The sequence below is a fragment of the Sphingobacterium sp. SG20118 genome (assembly GCF_044740685.1).
Lineage (GTDB): Bacteria > Bacteroidota > Bacteroidia > Sphingobacteriales > Sphingobacteriaceae > Sphingobacterium.
In genome coordinates this window covers 2,137,005-2,161,084 of sequence record NZ_CP172826.1, presented here as the reverse complement: position 1 = coordinate 2,161,084, position 24,080 = coordinate 2,137,005, and the positions used below count along the sequence as shown (strand labels likewise).

General features: G+C 36.0%; 18 protein-coding genes and 1 pseudogene. 3 read left to right on the top strand and 16 right to left on the bottom strand.

Going from position 1 to position 24,080, the window contains the following annotated elements:
- Nucleotides 1-57: 57 nt before the first annotated feature.
- The 10 genes from ACFX5U_RS10115 to ACFX5U_RS10070 form a co-directional block, all read right to left on the bottom strand.
- Nucleotides 58-1,950, bottom strand: a complete 1,893-nt coding sequence (locus ACFX5U_RS10115) for a DUF3857 domain-containing protein (RefSeq protein WP_400263356.1) — start codon at nt 1,948-1,950, stop codon at nt 58-60.
- Nucleotides 1,950-3,962, bottom strand: a complete 2,013-nt coding sequence (locus tag ACFX5U_RS10110) for a DUF3857 domain-containing protein (protein ID WP_400263355.1) — start codon at nt 3,960-3,962, stop codon at nt 1,950-1,952. Before ACFX5U_RS10110 ends, ACFX5U_RS10115 begins: the two co-directional genes overlap by 1 nt.
- Nucleotides 3,963-4,215: 253 nt before the next feature.
- Nucleotides 4,216-5,331 (bottom strand): hypothetical protein, encoded by a 1,116-nt coding sequence (locus tag ACFX5U_RS10105; protein WP_400263354.1) that lies wholly within the window; start codon nt 5,329-5,331, stop codon nt 4,216-4,218.
- Entirely contained in the window at nt 5,312-6,403 is a 1,092-nt protein-coding gene (locus tag ACFX5U_RS10100; RefSeq protein WP_400263353.1) for a DUF4954 family protein, read from the bottom strand. The genes ACFX5U_RS10105 and ACFX5U_RS10100 overlap by 20 nt, the downstream gene beginning before the upstream one ends.
- 6 nt (nt 6,404-6,409) lie before the next feature.
- Nucleotides 6,410-8,251, bottom strand: coding sequence for a glutamine--fructose-6-phosphate transaminase (isomerizing) (gene glmS, locus ACFX5U_RS10095; protein ID WP_038698195.1), 1,842 nt, complete (start codon nt 8,249-8,251; stop codon nt 6,410-6,412).
- A 175-nt stretch (nt 8,252-8,426) separates the two neighbouring features.
- Nucleotides 8,427-11,603, bottom strand: coding sequence for an efflux RND transporter permease subunit (locus tag ACFX5U_RS10090; RefSeq protein ID WP_400263352.1), 3,177 nt, complete (start codon nt 11,601-11,603; stop codon nt 8,427-8,429).
- Nucleotides 11,604-11,619: 16 nt separating this feature from the next.
- Nucleotides 11,620-12,678 (bottom strand): efflux RND transporter periplasmic adaptor subunit, encoded by a 1,059-nt coding sequence (locus ACFX5U_RS10085; protein ID WP_038698191.1) that lies wholly within the window; start codon nt 12,676-12,678, stop codon nt 11,620-11,622.
- A gap of 12 nt (nt 12,679-12,690) precedes the next feature.
- Nucleotides 12,691-14,019, bottom strand: a complete 1,329-nt coding sequence (locus ACFX5U_RS10080; protein ID WP_400263351.1) for a TolC family protein — start codon at nt 14,017-14,019, stop codon at nt 12,691-12,693.
- Between the two features lie 20 nt (nt 14,020-14,039).
- The gene (locus tag ACFX5U_RS10075; protein ID WP_400263350.1) at nt 14,040-14,651 is read right to left on the bottom strand and encodes a TetR/AcrR family transcriptional regulator; all 612 of its coding nucleotides are present in this window, start codon (nt 14,649-14,651) and stop codon (nt 14,040-14,042) included.
- 158 nt (nt 14,652-14,809) lie between these two features.
- Complete coding sequence (locus ACFX5U_RS10070; protein ID WP_081918356.1) at nt 14,810-15,481, bottom strand: NrtR DNA-binding winged helix domain-containing protein; 672 nt, start codon at nt 15,479-15,481, stop codon at nt 14,810-14,812.
- A gap of 166 nt (nt 15,482-15,647) precedes the next feature.
- Between ACFX5U_RS10070 and pfkA the strand changes: the two genes are divergently transcribed.
- Genes pfkA through gap form a run of 3 tightly spaced genes read left to right on the top strand, consistent with a single transcriptional unit; the run spans nt 15,648 to nt 18,510 of the window.
- On the top strand, nt 15,648-16,634 hold the full coding sequence (gene pfkA / locus ACFX5U_RS10065) for a 6-phosphofructokinase (RefSeq protein ID WP_038698185.1): 987 nt from the start codon (nt 15,648-15,650) through the stop codon (nt 16,632-16,634).
- 21 nt (nt 16,635-16,655) lie between these two features.
- Nucleotides 16,656-17,507: a hypothetical protein gene (locus ACFX5U_RS10060; protein WP_038698184.1), complete on the top strand. Its 852-nt coding sequence runs from the start codon at nt 16,656-16,658 to the stop codon at nt 17,505-17,507.
- A 4-nt stretch (nt 17,508-17,511) separates the two neighbouring features.
- Nucleotides 17,512-18,510 (top strand): type I glyceraldehyde-3-phosphate dehydrogenase, encoded by a 999-nt coding sequence (gene gap, locus ACFX5U_RS10055; RefSeq protein ID WP_038698182.1) that lies wholly within the window; start codon nt 17,512-17,514, stop codon nt 18,508-18,510.
- A gap of 80 nt (nt 18,511-18,590) precedes the next feature.
- Here gap and ACFX5U_RS10050 read toward each other — a convergent pair whose 3' ends face one another.
- From ACFX5U_RS10050 to ACFX5U_RS10025, 6 genes and pseudogenes are all read right to left on the bottom strand, one after another.
- Nucleotides 18,591-19,382 carry an SDR family oxidoreductase gene (locus tag ACFX5U_RS10050; RefSeq protein ID WP_400263349.1) on the bottom strand — a complete coding sequence of 264 codons (792 nt, stop codon included), beginning with the start codon at nt 19,380-19,382 and terminating at the stop codon, nt 18,591-18,593.
- Between the two features lie 8 nt (nt 19,383-19,390).
- On the bottom strand, nt 19,391-20,218 hold the full coding sequence (locus tag ACFX5U_RS10045; RefSeq protein ID WP_400263348.1) for an amidohydrolase family protein: 828 nt from the start codon (nt 20,216-20,218) through the stop codon (nt 19,391-19,393).
- A gap of 9 nt (nt 20,219-20,227) precedes the next feature.
- Nucleotides 20,228-21,086: pseudogene (locus ACFX5U_RS10040) on the bottom strand (fumarylacetoacetate hydrolase family protein).
- Nucleotides 21,087-21,143: 57 nt separating this feature from the next.
- Complete coding sequence (locus tag ACFX5U_RS10035; RefSeq protein WP_400263347.1) at nt 21,144-21,908, bottom strand: SDR family NAD(P)-dependent oxidoreductase; 765 nt, start codon at nt 21,906-21,908, stop codon at nt 21,144-21,146.
- Between the two features lie 164 nt (nt 21,909-22,072).
- A complete protein-coding gene (locus tag ACFX5U_RS10030; protein WP_400263346.1) occupies nt 22,073-23,737 on the bottom strand; it encodes a UxaA family hydrolase in 1,665 nt (554 codons plus the stop codon).
- A gap of 4 nt (nt 23,738-23,741) precedes the next feature.
- Nucleotides 23,742-24,074 (bottom strand): L-rhamnose mutarotase, encoded by a 333-nt coding sequence (locus ACFX5U_RS10025; protein WP_400263345.1) that lies wholly within the window; start codon nt 24,072-24,074, stop codon nt 23,742-23,744.
- Between the last annotated feature and the right edge of the window lie 6 nt (nt 24,075-24,080).

The following is a 24,080-nucleotide window of genomic DNA, read 5'->3' as shown; positions in this document are numbered from 1 at the left end:
CTAATTAGATTTTAGCAAGTTAATCCCTTTACCCAAAAAAAATCATGATTTCTTTTCTTATAAAGATTTTGTGATAACTGCTTTTTGTTTATCTGCTTGAACCATTTTTTTATAAAAATCAACATAAGCATTGTATTTCTCTGGTGGATATATTTTATCATTCATTTTCTGTGTCCGACTATATAAAAGCAAGCCATCTTGTATCGCAAATTTTGCAGTGTAGATACCAAACTCTGAATCGATAAGAATATCTTTTGGAATGAATTCTATTTGATACCCTTGGGGCAACTCAAAGGTTATTTCATCCTTATCTTCATATGAATATGGAACGGAGAAGAACGTTTTTCTATCCGTTATCTTGATAGGCGCGAATTCCCGTCTATTCACTTGATTAAGTAAAAGAAAATACTTATCCCCCCCTTTACTTAATAATGATTTTGCCTTAAATGCGAACTCTTCCTCTACCTCAGACTTCGTTTTATCTTTTTGATCACACTTATAATAATTAAATGTTTCAACAGGAATGCTGCTATTTTCTAATGCTCTTTTTTTCTGCTCACTAGGTTCTAAAAGTGTTGTACCTAAATTATCTTCAAATTGCGCATTGCCGTACAGTGTATTGGTTAAAACATCAATATCATTTTCATTGTTAAATTTAATTATTGTTTTACTAAATTGATAATTTTGATCAGCATTATAGGTTGGGGTCTTTACAAGTTTGCCTCCCGTTTCCGTTATCAAAAGTACATTTCTATTCGCATTCCCGTATCCAATAAATCCCATCGGATAATAGGGATTAGTACATTCTAAAAAAGTTGTATCTTTTCCTATTGGCACTGCTACTATCATATGGTTTGCTTGACCTATACTAGAATACTTTGGATTTAAACTCGGTTTTCCATTTCCGATCATGACTAAATGGGAATTTATGCCTACCTCATTTAGCATCGCTTTCATAAAATTCGACAAACCTTTGCAGTCACCATAATTAACAGTTGCCACTTTCTCCGCTAATACAGGTTTAAATCCGCCTATACCTAATTGTACACTTACATATCGGGTATTCTGTTGCAAATAACGATACAGTATTTGCATCTTCTCTTGTGGTGTCTTGGCATCTTTTGTTAAATCTTGAATCTTAGTTCTAAATGCATCAGGCAACTGATTACCGCCCTCATTGAGTTTGTAAATCCATTTTCCAAAATTAGTCCAGTTATCAAAATTTCCATTTGAACCATCGTACTCAAATAAATTTGGAGAGGCTTTTACCCAAGAAGAAATGTTATCAATACCAACAGCCATAGGCTCTCTAGCTAAGGCTGGTATTTGTGTACTCTCCCATTTATATAGCGTTTTACCACCTGTACTACTTGAATCAACTTTCAATCCCACACTAGTAAGGTATTTCATTTGATAATTCTGATTCTTTTGAATGCTATAACTTGATTTTTCAACAGATACACCAAAATCTTTTAAATCGCGCCACTGTGGAAAATAAAGCAATCCTTTGAAGTCCTGACTAAAGCTATATTCGATGGTATAGGGATAACTGTTGCTCACAAACTTAAGACTCTTCAACCTATTGTCTTCAAAAATTGAAAAACCAGATATTAAACTTTGGTCTTTTACATCAGATGATTTGTATTCTTTGATTTTCGTACCTGTGGCATCATATAAGACCGCTTTTATATTGTAGATATTTGAAAACTTATCGTATACTTCTTCCATAGCGGCAAAATTATCTCCTGCTTTACTGAAAATAGTAGCTGTAAGTTTATAATCATATTTTGCAGCATTGACACCTTTAATATCCAAAAATTGTTCCTCATTTCTAATCACAATAATGGCGTCTTTCTTTAAAGACTCTGGAATCATGGCAACATCCCAATTAGTCTGTCCATTCAAGACCGAGCAATACAACAACAACGATAAACCTAATGTGTACTTCATTATACCTTCTTTTTAAATACAATTTTTTCTGCTTGTTTCTCTACAATAGCTGCAAATAGTTCTTTCAAATAAAAATACTCTTCTGGACTATAGATGGATTTATTAATATTGATTTCACTTTTAATAAGTAGTGTTTGTCCCTCTATTAAATAAGACATTGAAAATAGACCGACGTCTTCAGGAAGTTTATAAATTCCACCTTTAGGTAGTTTATCAATCTGATAATCATCAGGGAAATTAACCACAACCCGACAGTTTTCTTGTATTGGATGCGCGAAATCTACTGGAAATAGTCGTTCTTCATGCTTCAACGGGTTTTCTTTTGTGCGTTCAAAGAGTAGAGGTGTAAAATAAACGAGATCTCCTGCCTCTTCCACATTATCTTCAATTTCCACGTCCATAAATTCAATCAGTCGCTCGTCCAAACTATCCAAGTTTAACATCTTGAAATTACTAAGTTCCAATCCTGTCTTATTTTTCTTCAAGTTTTTTATATAATCTTCTTCATTTATGGCATTTCTATAACTATTTCGAGTACTTAATCCCGCATATCCATTAAAATAATTGGTTAGCGTACCTTTTAGCTTAAGCTCTTTATCCAAGACAAGGTTATAGACATGCATACTTTCATCTCCAAAATTGGTTTCAGTACTAATCCATCTACCATCCTTATCGCTAACATTGATCAAGAAACCTTCGTGATTCAAATTTTGATAATTAATCATACCAAATGGCATATCTTTAACTGTGGCATCAAGAAAATATAACGTACCAGCTATTTCTACAGCAGCCACCACATTGTCAAATTTACTGATCACAGGATATCCTGGATGCTTACCATTAGCACGTGTACTTATTAAAACGGGATATACATTAAACTTGGCTTCCTTCAAGAAATTAACTAACACTAAGTTTAAATCAGCAGAATTACCGGTTTTCTTCTCAAATATTGTTTTAGGATTTGTCTCTGTACTATAATAATTATACTTTTCATTCCACTTTAAATTATCCTTAACATACTTAAAGATTAATTTTGCGTTTGCTAGAGAATCACTTTCGACTTTAATAATCGACTTCAAATTGTTCTTAGCATAACCCCCTTTTAATAAATAACCTCCAAAATTTTCATCTTTAAGAATAGCATCAACAATCTTTGGCCATGAGCCTGTGTAATCTTGAAAAAATTGACCAGGAAAATTTGTAGATCTAAGTTCAAAATCAATTGTAGATCTATAATCATCTAGAGTTGAAATAAAAGGCTCGTCTTTTAGGGCTGGCATATTTTCAGCAGTAAATCGGTCACGAACAGCCGTAGACTGGAGGTCTGCTACATACTTTGCATTAACAGACTCATGCAAAGTATGGGCAATACCGTACTGCCCATTTCTATTAAACTTATAATCAAAATATTCAGGAATAGTAACTGTATATTCAGACCAAAGAGTTGGAATATCACTTTGAAAGCTCCATCCTCGCAGATTAAAGATAAAATCAGATTTAATTTTATACTTATATTCAATAATCGATTCTTCTTTTACATTAGGCAGCGCAAATTTCTTAAAAACATAATTTCTATTAACTTCTTCCGTAAACTTAGAATCCTTATCAATTTTATTAATAATCATGACCCCATCAACCATATTGTAAGTTGATGCATTCATGGCTTCTAAAGTTTCTCTTGATTGTCCATTACTTTTATGTAACCCTATTGAATAATTAGCAAATTCATATCCGTTTTTATTTAAAATTTTAAAACGAACATGTCTTTCAAAAACATAAACGAAAGATTTTGTAGTTGGGCTTATTTCGAAATAGCAAGTTCCTATATCAAACAACTTAATCGCTGAAGCAGCAGAGTCTGCTCCTGATGCGGTAATCAGAAAATCATCAGGATGAATTTTACCAAATTTATATTCAACCTTTCCCTGCTTTTCTTTTTTTTGTGCTTGAACATTATAGTTACTCATAGAAAACAATAACGACAAGAATAACAAGACATTTCTATATGACATAACAAATTATAATTGGTCTTACAAAGATAATTATTAAAACGATATTTAAAGCTATTAAATATCGTTTTAAATTTGAAAGATTTCCTGAAAACTACAAGTATGTAATTAAGCACACTTACTTTATACATGTATTTAACTAATTACTACTAATCAAGAAATTTGATCATCATATAACCGTTGATATATAAAATTATTTCCAATATACTTCAAACAAGAATTATCACAGCAATAATTGAGCTCTACACTCGAATTCTTAAGGCATTGAATATTTTGCAATTAATGCAAAAACACTCATTTCAAAATCAATAAGTTCTTGCCGTTGCTGTAATATAAAACTATTATCCTCTAAACTCCCTACAACAACATCGCGTTCTTCTGTACTATTATACACCATATTTCGAAAAGGATTCTGATAATCCTTAGCCCTGCTCTCGTAAATTTCCTTTACCATCCACCTTTTGTGTTCAATAGCTTCAATTAGCCAAGACTTTATGACCTCAACATTAAGTGTTTCTGCTGACTCTCCTGTTATTTCAAGCAAGGAGGCTAAAGCATGTGCAAGCTTAGTTTCGGGATATCCCCTACTGAGTTCATGATAATTCTTATGTACATCCTCCCAATGATCAATTTCACCAGATTTAATTCCATTTAAAAGATGCTGTATAGCATCCTTCTCAATTAATTGTCCTCCAATATTTTCCCAATCCTTACGTTGACAATCGCGCATCTTAATACGCAAATCTTCATAACGATGTTTAATTAAAAAATCGATGAGATGAATAGTGCCATAATACTTGATAAAACGCTTAAAAAGAGAATAAGCTTCCTGAATTTTCACGATTTCAACTTTTCGTTTCGAATGTTCAAAACCTGACATATGAACCACTGATGGCACTTGGTCACCACCATGAGTTAATTTAGTTTTTCCTCTATGTATAACCTCCTCTTGAGATAACTGTAATTCCGTATTATCATCCGACCCTACAGCATGTTCAATCATTTTAATAGCATTAAATAACTCGTTTACCGTATCGGGAGCTAAAATATCATATTCTAAATATTGATTTTTCAACAACCTTTTGTCTCTCACTTCATATTTATTTGCATTGCGAATGAGTGCGTACATATTATACATAAACCAATAACCTGGAATGATTGTCAACTTATCATTCTTAACATCATTATTCACCAAAGAAAATGGAATTTTGATATCCATTTCATAAGGAAAATCACCTTTCACCAAAAGTGTGTATGAGGCAAATCTTGAATTATGCTTTAGGCTCACGCACAGACCAGGCCAAAACCCACGTCCTGCTATAATCTCTCCATCTGCAGCTCTAGAGTTATGGTTAGAAACCAACAGTAGCACCTGCTGCCATATTACTTTGTCCCATTATCATTGCAGCACATAAAAACGAATTATTATGATGTTGCTCATGCGCTGGGAAAATCAATGAATTCAAAACTTCACAGCAAGAAATTGTCGAATTATCACCTAAAAATGAGTTAATAAGACGTGCCCCATATTTTAATTGAGAAAATGACGAAAGAACAAAACGTACGGCTTTTACACCATAAAAAATGCGACAGCCATAACCGACGATACCATTCACCAACTCGCACCCTTCGCCTATTTGTGTGTAGGCCTCCGGAGAAGAGTTAATGGTCAAGTTTTTGAGTTTATTGATACCCTTAATATAGGCGTCTGAACCGATCTTTACATTCTTTATATTCTGTGAGTTCTTGATAATGCAACGATCTCCAATGACACTATATGACCCACGGGTTTTAGTGAATCGTTTCTCAGTAATTTCTTTAAACCGCTTCTGCAATTGATGATCTTGCCTATTTCTTGTCCATAGATAAGCATCTGCAGCCTGCATGCCATCAAAAGGTAAAATGGACCTAATACCATTTTCATTACATAACTCTAAAGCAATCCGCAGCTGCTCGACTTCTCCTTCCCTTAATATTCCATTTCCAAATTTAGCAGTACTACTAGTTTCCATTTCACTAATATTACTCAATAGTACCTCGTTACCAATAATGAAATGTGCCATATAGCGGACATGATGAATCGCAACATGATCACCTAAATCACAGCTCACAATTGTGCTGTTGTAAATTCCGGATTCTAACTTCAGGTTCCGATATTCTAGATAAATAGGTGCCATATCACCAATCCGCACCAATCCAAAGAAATTATTATGTTTAATTTGATTGGGTATAAATGATGTACTCACTTGTATATTGCCCCAATCATCAGCACGATTATCATTCTGAACTAAAATGACAATTTCTTCTGGAGTCAACTTCCTATAATCTAACTTGGGGTTTTGTTCAAACCTTAAATAATTTTCATCTCTACCATTCGAAACAAACTCTTCAGGAATAAAGTCAAAACCCAAGCGATTAATATTTCCTTTTTTAATCTTGCTCATGTATCATTATTCAACAGTAACTGATTTTGCTAAATTTCTAGGCTTATCAACATCTTGATTACGCTCCACGCCCATATAGTAAGACAACAACTGTAAGGGTATAACAGAAAGAATTGGCGCAACAATTTCATCCGCATCAGGGATCTCAATATAATCTTCTGCTAACGCTTTCGACGTCTCATCACCATCTGTTATCACAGCAATGATATGACCTTTCCTTGCTTTTACTTCCTGAATATTGCTAACAATCTTCTCGTGATATCGATCTTTGGTTGCCACAAAAACAACCGGTAGATTTTCATCAACCAATGCAATAGGTCCATGTTTCATCTCTGCTGCGGGATAACCTTCAGCGTGTATGTAGGTAATCTCTTTTAATTTTAAAGCACCCTCTAAGGCAATAGGGAAATTATAACCTCTTCCTAAATATAGAAAATCTCGGGCATCTTTATATTTCCGTGCAATCTCTCTAATTTTCGGAATCTGTGTATCCAAGATTTTTTGTACTTTATCTGGTATCGCGCTCAATTCCTTCAACAAATGTGCATACCGCTCTTGGTCGATAGTTTTTTTGATATGTGCAATCTTGAGTGCAATTAATTCCAATACCGTTAATTGCGCCGTAAATGCTTTCGTGCTGGCGACACCAATCTCTGGTCCAGCATGTGTATAAGCTCCCGCATGTGATAAACGGGCAATAGATGAACCTACTACATTGACCACACCTAAAATAATGGCTCCTTTACTTTTAGCATTTTCCAGTGCTACTAATGTATCTGCCGTTTCACCACTTTGCGATATAGCCAAAATAACATCTCCCTCGTTCACGATAGGATTTCTATAACGAAATTCCGAAGCATATTCTACCTCAACATTAATTCTACAAAGTTCTTCGATTAGATATTCCGCTATGAGTCCAGCATGCCAGCTGGTACCACATGAAACAATAACAATACGATTCGCTTTGCAAATCTGCTCGGCATATTGTTCAATACCACTCAACGTGATCGTCAATTTTTCCAAATCTAGTCTTCCACGCATTGAATCAAAAATAGCCTGAGGCTGTTCTATAATCTCTTTTAACATGAAGTGCTCGTATCCTCCCTTTTCAATGGCGGCTAACTCCAGATCCAATTTTTGAACATAGGGGGTTACGCGTTCATTTCCCAAATTTTTAAGAATAAGTTCATTTGGTTTAACAATCGCCAACTCATAATCGTTTATATAAACCACCTCATTGGTATAAGCAAGCATCGGTGAAGCATCAGAACCTAAAAAGTGTTCTCCTTTCCCTATTCCAATAACTAATGGACTACCCTTACGGGCAGCAATAATAGTTTCTGGATGTTCTGGTTCGATCAACAAGATGACATAAGCTCCCACAACACGCTTTAGTGCTATCCGAACCGCCTCCTCCAAACTGCAATTATTTTTCTGTTTGATTTCCGATATAAAATAGAGTAAAACTTCGGTGTCAGTATCACTTTTGAACTCATACCCTTTACTTAGCAATTCATTTTTAATGGTCTGATAATTTTCAATAATACCATTATGTATCATTGCTATTTGACCATCTGGTGTATAATGTGGGTGTGCATTTACATCCGAAGGCTCACCATGAGTAGCCCATCTTGTATGTCCAATTGCAGTATGGGAACTGACATCATGATCAATTACTGCCGTTTCCAAATTTGCTACTTTACCAGCCTTTTTAAAAACAGCCAGTTTATTTTGCTGAAGCAGTGCTATTCCTGCACTGTCATATCCACGATACTCTAATCTCTTTAGTCCATCAAGAACAATTGAAAAAGCTTGACGAGGACCTGTATAACCAACTATACCACACATAATATAATTTTACGTTTTTAGTTAAATAATCAGAACAAAAGTAGCAATTTTTTATATGCAATCGGTTGCCTTATGTTATTTTATCAAAATTTAACATTAAAACAATATAAAATATACCAAAATAAAAAAGCCCTGCTGATTGAGCAGGGCTTTTTTATTTGATTTAACTTATATTTTAGTGCTTCGTAGACATCTCATCTACATAGTCATCGCTTGGTACATAGTCCGCAACCATTTCTGCCTCGTAATCTACTTTCTCGTGCTTACCAAATTTCCTTTGTATTCCATCAAAAATCGAATAAACGACAGGTACAATAATCAATGTTAAGAATAACGAAGATAACAAACCACCAATAATTACAATCGCTATACCGCGGTTCATATCTGCGCCATCCCCTTGTGCCATTGCAATTGGCACCATACCAATCACCATCGCAATCGTCGTCATTAAAATCGGACGTAGACGTGCATGATTTGCTGCTACTAGAGAATCGTAAGTATTAAATCCAGCCTCTTTCTTATGGTTTGCAAAGTCAACCAGCATGATAGCATTTTTTGCGACCAAACCTATCAACATAATAATACCTAAAATTGTAAAGATATTTAATGTTTGGTTGGTCAATGCTAACAGTAAGAATGCTCCAATGAAAGATAATGGAATCGAGAATAAGACAATAAATGGTGTGGCAAAGCTATCATAAAGAGCAACCATAACAAAGTATACCAATACAATAGATGCTAATAGAGCGATACCCAAGGTGCCAAATCCCTCTTGTTGATTCTCCATGTTACCACCCCATTTGAATGAGACACCAGGTTTTAATTTCAATTTACTGAATTCTGCTTCCCATTCGGTAGCAATCGTTCCTGCAGGTTTTCCTACTACTTGTGCTTGAACAGAAACCGAAGGAGATTTATCGCGACGTTCCAATAAAGTAGGCCCAGAACCATATCCAATATCCGCAAATTGCTCTAATTTAATCGACTCACCCTTTGCATTGATAAATTTCAGGTTTTTCACATCATCCATACTACCTCTTCCAAATTCATCGTATCGAATATTAATATCATATTCCGTATCTCCAGCACGGTATTTTGTGTCTGTATTACCTGAGAAAGCAGTCTGCATAGTCATACCCACTGTAGCTACATTTAGACCTAGTGCATTCATCTTATCACGATCCAACTGTACATTGATTTCAGGATTACCATCTTCTGAGGTTAATTTTACCTCGGTGGCTCCAGAAATATTACGTAACAATGCCGCAGCTTTATCAGCAAACTCTAATGCATCTTTTTGTGAAGATGCAATTACAGTAAGATTCAATGGAGCTTGTTCCGCACCCATGATACCAATTGATACCGTTTTCACCTTTGCTCCTACCAAGTGGTTTTCCATTTCTCTCTTCAACTTAGCCGAATAGACTTTCGTTGATTCTAGTTTATTTTGCCCCTCCTTTAAATAGATCTGCATTTCCGATTTATATTTTGTACCTGATGTACCGGCCATCATACCATCCGAAGCTTGACCAACAGTGGTAATAACGCGTTCGATTTCTGGTCGTCCAGCTAAATAAGATTCTGCTTTCTGCGTCATAAAGTTGGTTTGCTCAATAGAAGCATCTTTATTTAATTCCAATTGTAGATAAAATTCACCTTTATCATTCCCTGGAAAGAAATCTGTTCCTATATAACCTTTGATCAATAGCCCTAATGATGCAACAAACATAACTATCGTAAGCAGTAAGGTAATAACCTTATTCTTTCTACTATGAAGTGACCATTCCAGTATACCTGATATCCCGTGTGTCAATTTCTGCAACCCAGCTTCAAATTTCTCTAAAATACGACCAAAGAATGTGTCGTTACTGATATGCGATAATTTTCCGTATCGAGAGTATAACCAAGGTACAACCGTAAAGGAAACAAGTAATGAAATTAACGTTGCAAATATAACTGTCACACAGAACTGGCGAAGAATATCCGAAACCAAACCTGTTGATAGGGCAATCGGTAAAAATACAACAACAATTACCAGTGTAATAGCCGTTACTGTAAAACCAATTTCTGCAGCACCATCATAAGCTGCACGAACCTTACTTTTACCCATCTGCATATGACGATGGATGTTCTCGATTACAACAATAGCGTCATCGACCAAAATCCCCACCACCAGCGATAGCCCCAATAAGGACATCAGGTTTAACGTATAGCCCATGACAAATAGACCAATAAAAGTTGCTATCAATGATAATGGTATCGCCACAACTGCTATAAAGGCATCTCGTAAACTATGCAAGAAAAACAGCATAATAAAACCTACCAATGCAACGGCAATCATCAAATCATGCATCACATTACTTGCCGCATTGATAGTATAATCCGTTGAATCACTCGCTACGTCGATTTTGATTTTTTGCTCTGCATAATCTTTTTCAACAACTGCAATAGTCTCCTTAACAAGTTTAGAAACGGCCACCGCATTTGCATCGGACTGTTTAAATACTTGCATCAAAATTGTGTTTTTCTGATCTATACGAGAGATTTTCTCGATATCCTTAATACCATCTTGCACGTCTGCGATATCGCTCAAACGAATAGAGACACCTGAAGGCGTCGTAATCGGAAGGTTACGCATCTGATCTAAAGAAGTAAATTTACCCGATAAACGAATGGTTGTTTGACTATTTCTTGACTTAATACTTCCAGTTGGAAAATCCAAGTTAGAAGAAGCTATAATTTTCTGAACATCACTTATAGTCAATCCATATCCCTCTAGTTTTTCAGGGTTGACACTAACTTGGATTTCTCGCTCTTCACCACCAGTTAAATCGATTTTAGCAACCCCTAATATACGTGCAAAAACAGGTTGAATTTTTTGATCCAATAAATCATATAATTCTTTTTCAGATAAGCTAGATGTTACCGACAAGTTCATAATTGCCACATCATCTAAAGAGAATTTACTCAAAGAGGGAGTTTCAGCATCTTCAGGTAAATCATTAATAACAGCATTAATCTTACGCTGGGCATCTGTCAATAGAAAATTGACATCCGCTCCCGTATTCAGTGTAATCATAACGACCGAAACACTTTCCATTGATTTTGTTTCGATTTTTTTTACGTTTTCCAAAGAAGATACAGCATCCTCTATCACTTTAGAAACAGAAGTTTCCACCTCTGATGGAGCAGCACCAGGGTAAACCGTTTGTACCGTAATCACATTCACATCAAATTTAGGAACTAATTCGTACCCCAAATTTAAATAAGACCCTATACCACCAATTGTTAATAATAAGAATATGACAATGATGATACTCGGTCGTTTTATAGATATTTCAGAAATTTTCATTTAAAACTTGCGTTAATTATTTAATAACCTCTACTGCAGTACCGTCCAATAAATTGATCTGTCCTGTCGTAATAACCTGCTCTCCGCTTTCAATTCCAGAAATGATTTCAACTTGATCTCCAAACACACGACCGGAAGTCACTTTTGTAAGAACAGCTTTACCATTTTTAATAACAAACACTTGGTTTGAACTTACAGAACCTACAAAAGCATCTCTTGGTACGACCAAAGCATTAGATACTTGACCATCTCCAAAATATGCAGTACCATACATACCTGCCTTTAAGTCATGCGTGGCATTGTTGTTGATTTCCAATTCTACAGGAAAATTAAGACTCCCATCTGCCTTTGGCGCTATGAATGTAACTTTACCCTGAAAGGTTTGATTAGCAAGTACAGCTGACTCTACTTTAATATTTTGACCCAATTTGATTGCACCAATATTCTTTTCATCAACGTTTACTTTCAATTTCAAAGAAGAAACATTTACAATTTCGAATAATTCATTACCAGGACTTACATAAGCACCAGGTTCAACACTTCTACGATTAACGATACCCGGAAAAGATGCTTTTACATTCACATCAGAAGCCGAAATTTGAGAAGAACGCAAATTGTTTTTAGCATTTTCCAATTGTAACTTCATTTGATCCAATTGTTGTTTAGTAACTCCCCCTGTAGAAAATGCACTTTCAAATCGAGCAACCTCATTCTTGGCGTTTTCATAAACGGCTTGTGCATTAATAACACTAACATTCTGTTTATCACCTTCAATAAAAGCTAAAGTCTGTCCCGTCTTTACATAAGCGCCTTCTTCTACGAGAACACGTGCAACTCGACCGGCAACTTCCGCTGATAGCTTTACCTCTTGTTTTGGTAAGAAAGTACCATTAGTAACATATACATTATTAACTTCCTTGATACCAGCTTCGGTCGCACGCACAGCTACTGCTGCATTTTTTTGTGCCACCACAGCTGTTTGTGAATCGTTTTCTTTCTTGTTATTGTTTAACACATACATAATTCCTGCTAAAGCAGCAATTACAATGACTCCTGTTATAAATATCTTTTTCATATAAATCGGTTACTATTTGCTATTTAATAATGTATTTAATTCCCCTTTTGCTTTGATCAACTGTACCTCAGCAACTTTATAATTCAATAATGAAGTACTTAAGTTATTTTGTGCATCAGCATATGCATTCTCCGCATCCAAAAGATCTGTCAAAGTTGCCAGTCCATTCTTATAATTATTCTGCGTATCATCCAACACCTCTTTTGCTAAATTCACATTCGCACGATTATTATTTATTGTCAATAAACTATTTGTAATCTGTGATTTAGCATTTTCATTTGCTAGACTTAAAGCAAGTTTTGTATCTTCTAAATCTACTTGAGCTTGTTTCAATTGAATCGTCGCTTGATTAACTTTTGCTTTAGTTGCACCACCTGTAAATATTGGAATAGAAAGGTTAAGACCTAGTCCCGAAGTAGAGTTCCAGCTAAAATTTCTTCCTCCTAAAGGAAATTTAGTCCCAAAACCGGTATAACCAATATCTCCACCAAATGATAAATTTGGATAATAAGCAGCTTTAATGGCATCCCGATTTAATTCCAAAAGTTGATGTTGTTTTTCCAACAATCGAACTTCTGTTCTTGATGACAAATCCAAAGCTAGCAAGTCTGCTGTAGATGGATTTATTTCAAATGTTTCATTAGGCAGAATCACTTCCTGGTCCATCGACATACCAATAGCAAATTTTAATGCATTTTCTTTCAATTCCAATGCATTTACCAATATTTGTCTATTTGCTTTTAGATTATTGACAGCAACACTTGTGCGATCCAAATCAATTTTCTTTCCTAAACCGGCCTGAATGAGACCCGCAATCACACCGCGTGTCTTTGTCGTACTATTTAAATTATCTTCAACAGTTTGCAACTGCAATTGAGATTGGAAAACATCATAATACGCATTAGCCACTTTTTCAATTAATTGTTCATCAGATAAGTCTTTATTAATCAAATAAAATTCTTTTGTTGTTTTTGCAGCCTTTAAGCCTGTAAATAATGACTGATTAAAAAGCTGCTGATTAACAGAAAGCATTGCATTAGAATTCCAAGGCTGTCCCATCTTGATAATCTGAGTCACTCCACCAGCTTCTAACGCCATTCCAGGAATCAATACATTATACTTAAGTGATGCGGATCCACTAATCTGTGGAAGTGCTCCTGCTCTAACTTCATCTATTTGGTATTGGGCATTTTCTAAATCAAGTGTAGATTTTTTCGCCTCAGCTTTGTTTTCGAGCGCATATTTAAGTGCCTGATTCAAAGTCAAAATCTCTTGCGCATGCAAAAAATTCACTGAGAACAAAGCTGCTAAAAGCACCCCTACGATTTTTATTCTTTTCATTTTTATAATTGTTCGAAACCTTAATTAAACTTTAATCCGTTGTATATTAATATTGTTGCTTCTTTTTGCTTCTGTAAAACTTCACCCACATTGCATTGAGTAGGTATTCCAGTAAAAACATCTGGAAGAATACCTATCAGCCCTATACTTTTCATGATATAAACATAAGTTTCACTTGTCTTATCTATATCAGCAATTGCCAACTCTTTCCTACTCACACCTTTCTGCAACAATTTACTCACTTGAACGATTTGCTTAGCATGAATATCGCGCATCAATGTCTGTAGAGATGCTCCCTTGATCCATTCCATATTTTCATTCATGTGTAACATATAATGACGCTCGATAAAGGATGACCTTAATTCCAATAGCTCTAATAATAACTCAATTATTGGAGAATCAGACTTCTCTATCAAATCTTGCTCCAACTTGATGAAATCATCTGTAACCTTTAAAACAACATCATGAATGAGCGAAGCTTTATCAGCATAATAATAATACAGATTGGCTTTCGTAATTTTGACATCCTCAGCAATTTCATTCATAGCAGTCTTCGAAAAACCGAAATGTGCAAATCTTCTTAAAGCAGCCGCAATAATAAGATCCTTTTTACTATCTATATTTGACAACATACTTTCCTTTTAAACTTTTGACTTTATATAACATTTGGTCAAAGATACAAAAAGACGAAAACAGCCGCAATTTTTTTGTCAGCGGAACGTCAATTTTTATAAAATAAAAAAGTGCAAATCAAATGATTTGCACTTTTTTATTTTATAAAACCCAAAAACTAAAAGGTTATACTATTTTGAAATTGTTTTAAAAACTTCCGTTTATCAAGTTTATAAAGTCTCGCCGCTCGATAAGCGACACCTTTTTGTACCTCATCTAACTCTTTAAGAAAGCCGTAATTTATCATTTTCTTTCTAAAATTTCTTTTATCCAACTCTTTACCTAAAATACTTTCATAGACCAATTGCAGTTGAGTTAGCGTAAATTTATCAGGAAGAAGTTCAAAAGCTATCGGTGTATTAGCAATCCTGCGACGCAGTTTTTCAACACTTTGTTTTAAAATTGTGCTATGATCAAAAGCCAAATCAGGCACTTTATTCAATGGAAACCATTTAGCCTGACGCATATAAGACGTTACTGGCTTAAGTTTAATTTTAGTTTTATCCAATTGTAGCAACGCATAATAGGCTACAGTTAATATCCTTCCCTGAGGATGTCTCTTCAAGCCTGCAAAAGCATATAATTGATCCAAGAATACGTCTTTAAGACCTGTGTTCTCATATAATATCCGTTTAACGGCATCTTCCATTTCTTCATCATTATTAACAAAAAAACCAGGCAATGCCCACCAATCCTTAAAAGGATATTCATTTCTCTCTGTTAGCAGAACGTGTAGTTCCCCTTCATAAAATCCAAAAATGACACAATCGACTGTAAATGTTGTATACAAACCTTTTTCTAATTTAATATCTTTACTGAAACCAATGAGTTGAATATGTAGCTTATGCTATAAAGTTAATAACTTTACCTTAATTTTTGTTGAAACAAAAAAATAAAAAATAATTTCAATAGTGTAGAAAATACACTATATTCGTAAAACCTAAAAATTTTTGACTGTGGTGAATATTAAAAGAATTGGAGTTTTTACATCTGGCGGAGACGCACCCGGCATGAATGCTTGCATTCGAGCGGTAGTCCGTACAGCTTTATATGAGAATTTAAGTGTTACAGGTATATACCAAGGGTACCAAGGTATGTTGGACGCTAATTTTACAGAAATGACATCGCGTTCCGTGAGTAATATTATTCAATTGGGCGGGACTATTCTCAAAACTGCTAGATGCCTAGAGTTTAAAACGAAAGAAGGACGGGCAAAAGCATATGAAAACGTCAAAGCTGCTGGTATAGATGCACTAGTTGCAATTGGTGGTGATGGTACTTTTACAGGTGCTGATTACTTTTCAAAAGAATACGACATTCCTGTAATTTGTATACCAGGAACAATTGATAATGATTTATACGGCTCAGATTTCACCTTAGGTTATGATACAGCTACCAATACAGTAATAGAGGCTATCGACAAGATCAGGGATACTGCTGCTTCACATGAGCGCCTATTCTTTATCGAAGTTATGGGTCGCGACTCAGGTTGTATTGCATTGAACGCAGGTATAGCTGGTGGCGCAGAAGCGATTTTATTGCCTGAAAAGGAAACCGCGATTGATGAATTAATCGATCATTTATCAGCTGCAGATGGCCGTGGCAAGAAATCATCCTCTATCGTTATTGTTGCCGAAGGCGATCAAAATGGAGGCGCCTATAATGTCGCAAAAAAAGTCAAAGAAAAATTTGATTATTATGACACAAAAGTTAGTATCTTAGGACACTTACAACGTGGTGGTTCTCCATCAAGCTTTGACCGTGTATTAGCAAGTCGATTGGGTTTCGCTGCGGTAAAAGAATTGTTAAAAGGAAACAATCGTATGACAGTCGGTGTTAGGGGAAATGAAGTTGTTACAAGTCCTTTAGAGGATGCTATTAATAACAAAGAATACAAATTAAGCTCCGATATGTTAGAGCTTGTTCAAGTATTAGCTATCTAGGTAAAAGAAAATAGAATTCAGATGATTGCAGTAGTCTACAGTGGTTCAAAATTCGCAGATTGGAGATTAGCCGACAAGGGTCGAGTGGTAACTGGATTTCGCACCAGTGGAATCAACCCCTACTTGCAAGATGAAAGATATATTGCCCAACTCTTAAATAAGAACACGAATCTGATCAATAATGCTGAAAAGATTAAACGAATCTATTTTTTTGGTGCAGGATCATCTTCTCCAGAACGAAAAAACAAAATCAAAACTGTATTCGAAAAGTTTTTCATTAATGCCAAAGTAAAAGTTGAACATGATGTTATTGCATCTGCAATATCTACATTTGGTGATGAAAAAGGCATTATTGGCATCATCGGAAGTGGGTCAAATGCCGCGTATTACACTGGAAAAAAAATCATGTCCAATAATTACGGACTAGGTTATATATTAGCAGATGAGGGTTCTACAAATTGGACCTCAAGGATGTTATTAAAACATTATTTAACAGACACACTTCCTCAAGACTTGGAAGACAAGTTATTAAATAAATTTGCTATTGACAGGAAAATTATCTTGGAAAAGGTCTATAACTCGCCACAACCAACGATTTTCTTGAATTCCTTCTCTGATTTTGTTCTGGAAAATAAAAATCATCCATTTATTATTCAGATTGTAAAAAATGGTTTCCGTTTGTATTTAAAAACTTTCATCAAGCCTTTGTACAAAGAACATCCGGATAATCATGTTAATTTTACTGGATCTGTAGCTGCAAATTTTGAAAGCCTTCTAAAAGAGGTTGCAATAGAAGAATTTAATTTATCAATAGGAACAATTACAAAAGAACCTATTCATAATCTTATAAAATATTATATCAATAAAAATTAATAATATGAAAATTGGAATTAACGGATTTGGCCGTATTGGTCGTTTAGCATTCAGAGCTGCGGTAAATCGTCCAGGTGTTGAAGTTGTTGGTATCAATGACTTGGTAGAGCCAGATTATATGGCGTATATGTTGAAATATGATTCAACTCATGGTAAATTCGATGGTACAGTAGAGGTTGTCGACGGAAACTTAGTTGTTAACGGTAAAACTATTCGCGTTACAGCAGAAAAAGATCCTGCGAACTTGAAATGGAATGAAGTTGGTGCTGAAGTGATTATCGAATCAACAGGTTTCTTCTTAACACAAGAATTAGCTCAAAAACACATTGATGCTGGAGCTAAAAAAGTAGTAATGTCAGCACCTGCAAAGGATGATACTCCTACTTTCGTTATGGGCGTTAACCATAAAGATTTAAAAGCTGACCAACATATCGTTTCTAATGCTTCTTGTACTACTAACTGTTTAGCACCAGTGGCTAAAGTTTTGAATGACAAGTTCGGTATCGTTGAAGGTTTAATGACAACTGTACACGCAGTTACAGCTACACAAAAAACAGTAGATGGCCCTTCAGTAAAAGACTGGAGAGGTGGACGTGGTGCTTACCAAAACATCATCCCTTCATCAACAGGTGCAGCTAAAGCTGTTGGTTTGGTTTTACCTGAATTAAAAGGTAAATTAACAGGTATGTCTCTACGTGTTCCTACCGCGGACGTTTCAGTTGTAGATTTAACAGTTCGTTTGGCTAAATCTGCTTCTTACGAAGAAATCAAAGCAGCAATGAAGGAAGCATCTGAAGGCGAATTAAAAGGAATCTTAGGTTATACAGAAGATGAAGTTGTATCTAGTGATTTCGTAGGTGATCCACGTACATCTATCTTTGATGCAAAAGCGGGTATTTCATTGAATGACAACTTTGTAAAAGTTATCTCTTGGTACGACAACGAGTGGGGTTATTCAAACAAAATTGTTGATTTAGTTCAAGAAGTTGGTAAATTAGGTTAATCCTGGTATCAATACTACTATAAAAGGGCTTTTAATTAAATTAAAAGCCCTTTTTATGATACCTATTTTTTTTTAAAAGGCTACTTCTCAGCAATTATAGACCGGTCCAGGTGCACATAGCCGCCATCCACATGAATAAGCTGACCAGTCGTATGACTCGATTTATCAGACAAAAGAAATAAAGCAGTATTTGCTATTTCTTCGGATGTCGTCATGCGATGCCCCAAAGGGATACGATCGGTTATTTTCTTCAACATTTCTTCTGGGTTATCCAAGGTTTGTATCCACGTATCATATTGTGGCGTAGCACATTCAGCAACAACAATTGCATTGACACGAATATGGTAAGGTAGCAACTCCACTGCCCACTCTCTAGTTAGGGCATTACGTCCTCCATTTGCTGCCGCATAAGCCGAAGTATTCCCTTGTCCCGTCTCCGCAGTTTTAGAACTAATATTGACAATACTACCCTTTGACGCTTTCAATGCATCCAGAGCATGATGGGCCATTAAATAATAATGAACTAAATTTTTATGCAGTGACGCTACGAACTTTTCATAATTACCAGAAGCTAAACCTACACCATCATTAACACCAGCATTATTGACCAAACCATCGATACGTCCAAAACGAATTAATGTTTGCGCAATAGCAGCTTCACAATCCTTCGGATCCGCCAATTCGGCTTGCACGGAAAAAGCTAGACCACCAAGAGCCTCAACCTCTTGCCCGACGAGAGTGTTATCCTCTTGTCTGCGACCAACTATCACAGGGATAGCACCTTCTTGTGCTAAACCAAGAACAATGGCCCTACCAATTCCTTTTGCACCACCAGTGACGATTATAACTTTATCTTTCAAATTTAGATTCATACTGTCTCTTATAAATTATAGATTTTAAATGCGTTTGCCCCCCAAAAAGCTTCTTTTTCTGTTTCAGTGAAAGATTCCAATTTGGACTCGACAATGGCGACACTTTCTTCGTAAGAAGCCGCTAACAGGCATACTGGCCAATCAGAACCATACATAATACGCTCTTTGCCAAAAGATTGAAATACATGACCTAAATATTGACTAAAATCATCCAAACGCCAATATTTCCAGTCCGCCTCTGTTGCCAAGCCAGAAACTTTACAGTTAACATTAGAAAAAGCTGCTAGATCTTCAATGAACAATGCCCACTCTTCAAACGCTTTGGATTTGATTTCTGGTTTAGCGATATGATCCAATATGAATGTCTGATTAGGATTAGCAGCTATACATGCTAATGCAGCAGCATAATGACGCGGACGAATCAAAAGGTCATAAGTATACCCATATTTAGTCAATGCCTCCACCCCTTTTAAGAAGCCGTCACGTTTTAAGAAATCAGGATCTTCCTCACCTTCAACTATATGCCTAAAACCTTTAATGAGCTTTTCATCTTGATATTGATGCAGTTGTTCATCAATATCTGTTGCACGCAAATCCACCCAACCCACAACTCCCTTAATAAAAGGATAATCTTTAGCCTGTTGCACTAAAAATTTAGTTTCATCATCAGACTGATCAGCTTGTACAGCAATACAACCGTCAAAATCATTCTTTTCTAGAATAAATTTTAAATCTAACGGTAAGTAGTCTTGTTGCAAGACTTTCATTTTACTAGTGATCCAATTATCACGAACGGAATCATATTGCCAAAAATGTTGATGAGCATCTATACGCATACCACAAAATTACTTTTTAGAATAAGCGATAACTTCTTGACGTGACTCACCTAAACCATCCGCGCCCAATTCAATAATATCACCTTCTTTTAGGTAGATAGGTGGATTAAAGCCTAAACCAACGCCTGCCGGTGTTCCTGTAGAGATAACATCACCTGGTAATAGTGTCATAAATTGCGATACATAGCTCACAACAAAAGGGACAGAAAAAATAAGATTTTTTGTACTCCCATTTTGATATTCTTTACCATTTACTTTCAACCAAAGATTCACATTGTTGATATCCTCGATTTCATCTTTAGTAGTCATAAAAGGTCCCATTGGCGCAAAAGTATCACAACCTTTACCCTTATCCCATGTTTCCGCCACGTTCCAATTGATACGCACGCTCTGAAACATCATTGTGCAACACATAGCCCGCTACATAATCTAAGGCATCAGACTCTTCTACATAAGAAGCTTTTTTGCCAATTACAATACCAAACTCCACTTCCCAATCTGTCTTTACAGAACCACGCGGAATCACAACCTGGTCATACGGTCCGACTAAAGAAGTTGTAGATTTCATGAAAATAATAGGCTCTGCAGGAATTGCAGCACCAGTTTCTTCTGCATGATCTTTATAATTTAAACCAATACAAACGATTTTAGACGGTCTCGCAAATGGCGCCCCTATTCGTTCAGTATCAGCGATAGGAATTAACTTACCTTTATTTGCCTTCACAAACTCCTCTAAAGCCGCTAAACCGTCATTCTCAAAAAAAGCCTCATTATAATCACCTCCAAAAGCAGATGTATCATAATTTACGCCATCAATCTGAACGCCAATTTTCTCTTTTCCAATTGCTCCAAAACGTATTAATTTCATATTTTTAGTATTATTATTATATCAAAGTAGCACCAAAGCTACCATGTTCAATTACACTTAATTATTTAATTTAATAAAACCTCCGTCTATCGGATAGTCATTTCCTGTGATAAAACCTGCATCATCACTACATAAGAATAAAGCTAATTTAGCAATTTCTTCTGGTTGTGCCATTCTTCCGATTGGTTGACTTTTGGACAATTTATCAAAAACCTCCGCTTCTTGTCCTGGATAATTTTTGGCAATGAAACCATCAACAAATGGTGTATGCACACGTGCAGGAGAAATACTGTTACAACGTATCCCGTCTGCCATGTAATCACGTGCTACAGAAAGAGACATAGCAAAAATAGCACCCTTACTCATCGAATAAGCAAAACGATCCGGTATCCCCACCCAGGCAGCAATAGATGCAAGATTCAATATCGCACCACCACCGTTAAGTTTCATCTTCGGAATGATTGCATATAACGCATTGTACGCACCCTTAACATTGACATTAAAAACACGTTCAAAATCTTCGGTTGCACAGTTTTCCAAATTACCCACATGAGCTATACCTGCATTATTCACCAAGATATCAATTTTATCAATTTTACTGACGGTATTTAAGACATCTTCCTGCTGACTTACATTACATTTATGGACATATCCTTTACCACCTTTAGTTGCTATTTCAGTGGCAACTAACTCTGCTCCATCTACATTTAGATCCAGTATGTGGACTGTAGCACCTTCTGCTGCAAAGAGTAAACTAATGGCACGCCCTATTCCGCTTCCGCCACCCGTGATTACAGCTACTTTATTCTGCAATTTTGACATCTTAATATGTTATTTAATAAATATCCGACTACCTTATTCAAGACAATCAAATAATGATTTACAATTTTTCTTATATTTTATTAGGTAATCTTTCTCTGTACAACTCCTATCACCTATAGTTTAACCACATATCTGACTACAAAACAATCAATTAACAATACTGATTATAAAGATACTCCTCTTCGCCAAGGAATAAAATCATCTTGTCCCAAAAGTACCGCTTTAGGAACGACCTCTCCACTAGCCGCCTGAATCACATAATCCAATATACGATGAGCAGCTTCTTGAATTGACTCTTCTCCTTCGATAATTGTCCCGCAATTAATATCGATAATATCTGGCATTTTTTCAAATGTCTTCGTATTCGTAGACAGCTTTACTACAGGAGTAATCGGATTTCCTGTTGGAGTGCCCAATCCTGTTGTAAACAGCACGATGTTTGCACCCGCTGCAACCTCAGCAGTCGTACTCTCCACATCATTCCCAGGTGTGCATAAAAGATTTAACCCTGGTTTATTAGCCAATCCAGGATAATCCACTACAGCCATTACGGGTGATGTCCCCCCTTTTTTAGCCGCTCCAGCAGATTTAATAGCATCCGTAATAAGTCCGTCACGTATATTCCCTGGTGAAGGATTCATGTAAAAACCTGAACCATCAGCCTCAGCTTTTGCATTATACACACGCATCAGTTCCATGAATTTATCTGCAGTAGGTTCATCCACACAACGATCACTCAATTCTTGTTCCACACCACAAAGCTCTGGAAATTCAGCCAATATAACCGATCCGCCCAAAGTCACTAAGATATCCGATAGATATCCCAATGCTGGATTAGCGGAGATACCCGAGAAGCCATCCGAACCACCACATTCCAAACCGATACACAACTTATCTAAAGAAGCCGGTTTGCGAGTGTGTTGATTTGCCTCCATCATACCGGCAAATGTTGCTTTAACAGCCTTCTGCATCAATTCTTTTTCCGTGCCCTCTTTTTGTTGTTCAAAAATATATAACGGTTTATCAAACTTCGGATCTCTTTTGGCTATTTCCGCTTGTAATATTGAAGCCTGTGCATGTTGACAACCTAAACTCAAAATTGTCGCCCCAGCTACGTTAGGATGCGTAATATAACCCGCTAGCAAACCACATAATGCATCAGAATCCAGACGTGTACCTCCGCAACCCATCTCATGATTCAAAAACTTGATACCATCCACATTATCAAATAAGCGCTGTTGACTAGCAGATCCAACAGATACACTCAGATCACTTGAGATAATCTGGTTGACATCAGCTCCCGATTGATATAAACGAATCAACTCATCGACCTCGGTCGTATAATCATTTGCTTTTACTTTATATCCTAACTTTTCTTCAAAAGCTGTTTTCAGCGTCAGTACATTTCTATTTTCACAAAAAACCAGCGGAATAACCAGCCAATAATTAGCTGTACCAACAGTTCCGTTAGAACGATGAAAACCACTAAAAGTCTTATCTTTAAAATCCGAAACATCAGGTTGAGTCCACGCTGTATTCCGCTTACTCAACTTAAAATCATCTGCAGCATGTCTCAAATTTTCTGTTGAAATCAAAGCCCCCATTCCTAAGTCACAATTGACCTTACCAACCAATACCCCATACATATATACCTCGGCATCTTTAGTTAGAGGAGTTATGGTAAATTTATGTTTAGCAGCAATATTTTCCAACAATTGAAAACGTTTATTCTGCCATTCAATTTCAGTACCTTGGGGCAGATCCTGCAAAGCGACCAAAACATTATCGTTCGGGTGTATCTGCAAATATTTTTTCTTATCCTTTATCATCTTATTATTTCAAATCGAATATTTTATTCATTAAAACCCACTTCTCATCCCCCTTCGCACCTGGTATCGCACTTTGATACTTCCACATCAATTTCTCCCATTTCTGTACAGTTTCATTTTCAGCATCCATTTTAGCTTTCTTCTCAAAAGAAAACGTACTGTCCACCTCCATGATCATAAATAAACGGTTTTCAAATCTAAATATTTCCATCTTCGTAACACCAGCAGCTCGGATTGATTCTTTAATTTCTGGCATCACTGTTCTATGATGCTGCTCATATTCAGCAATCAATTTCGGATCATTAACCAAATCTAGCGCAAACGTATATTGTATCATCTTATT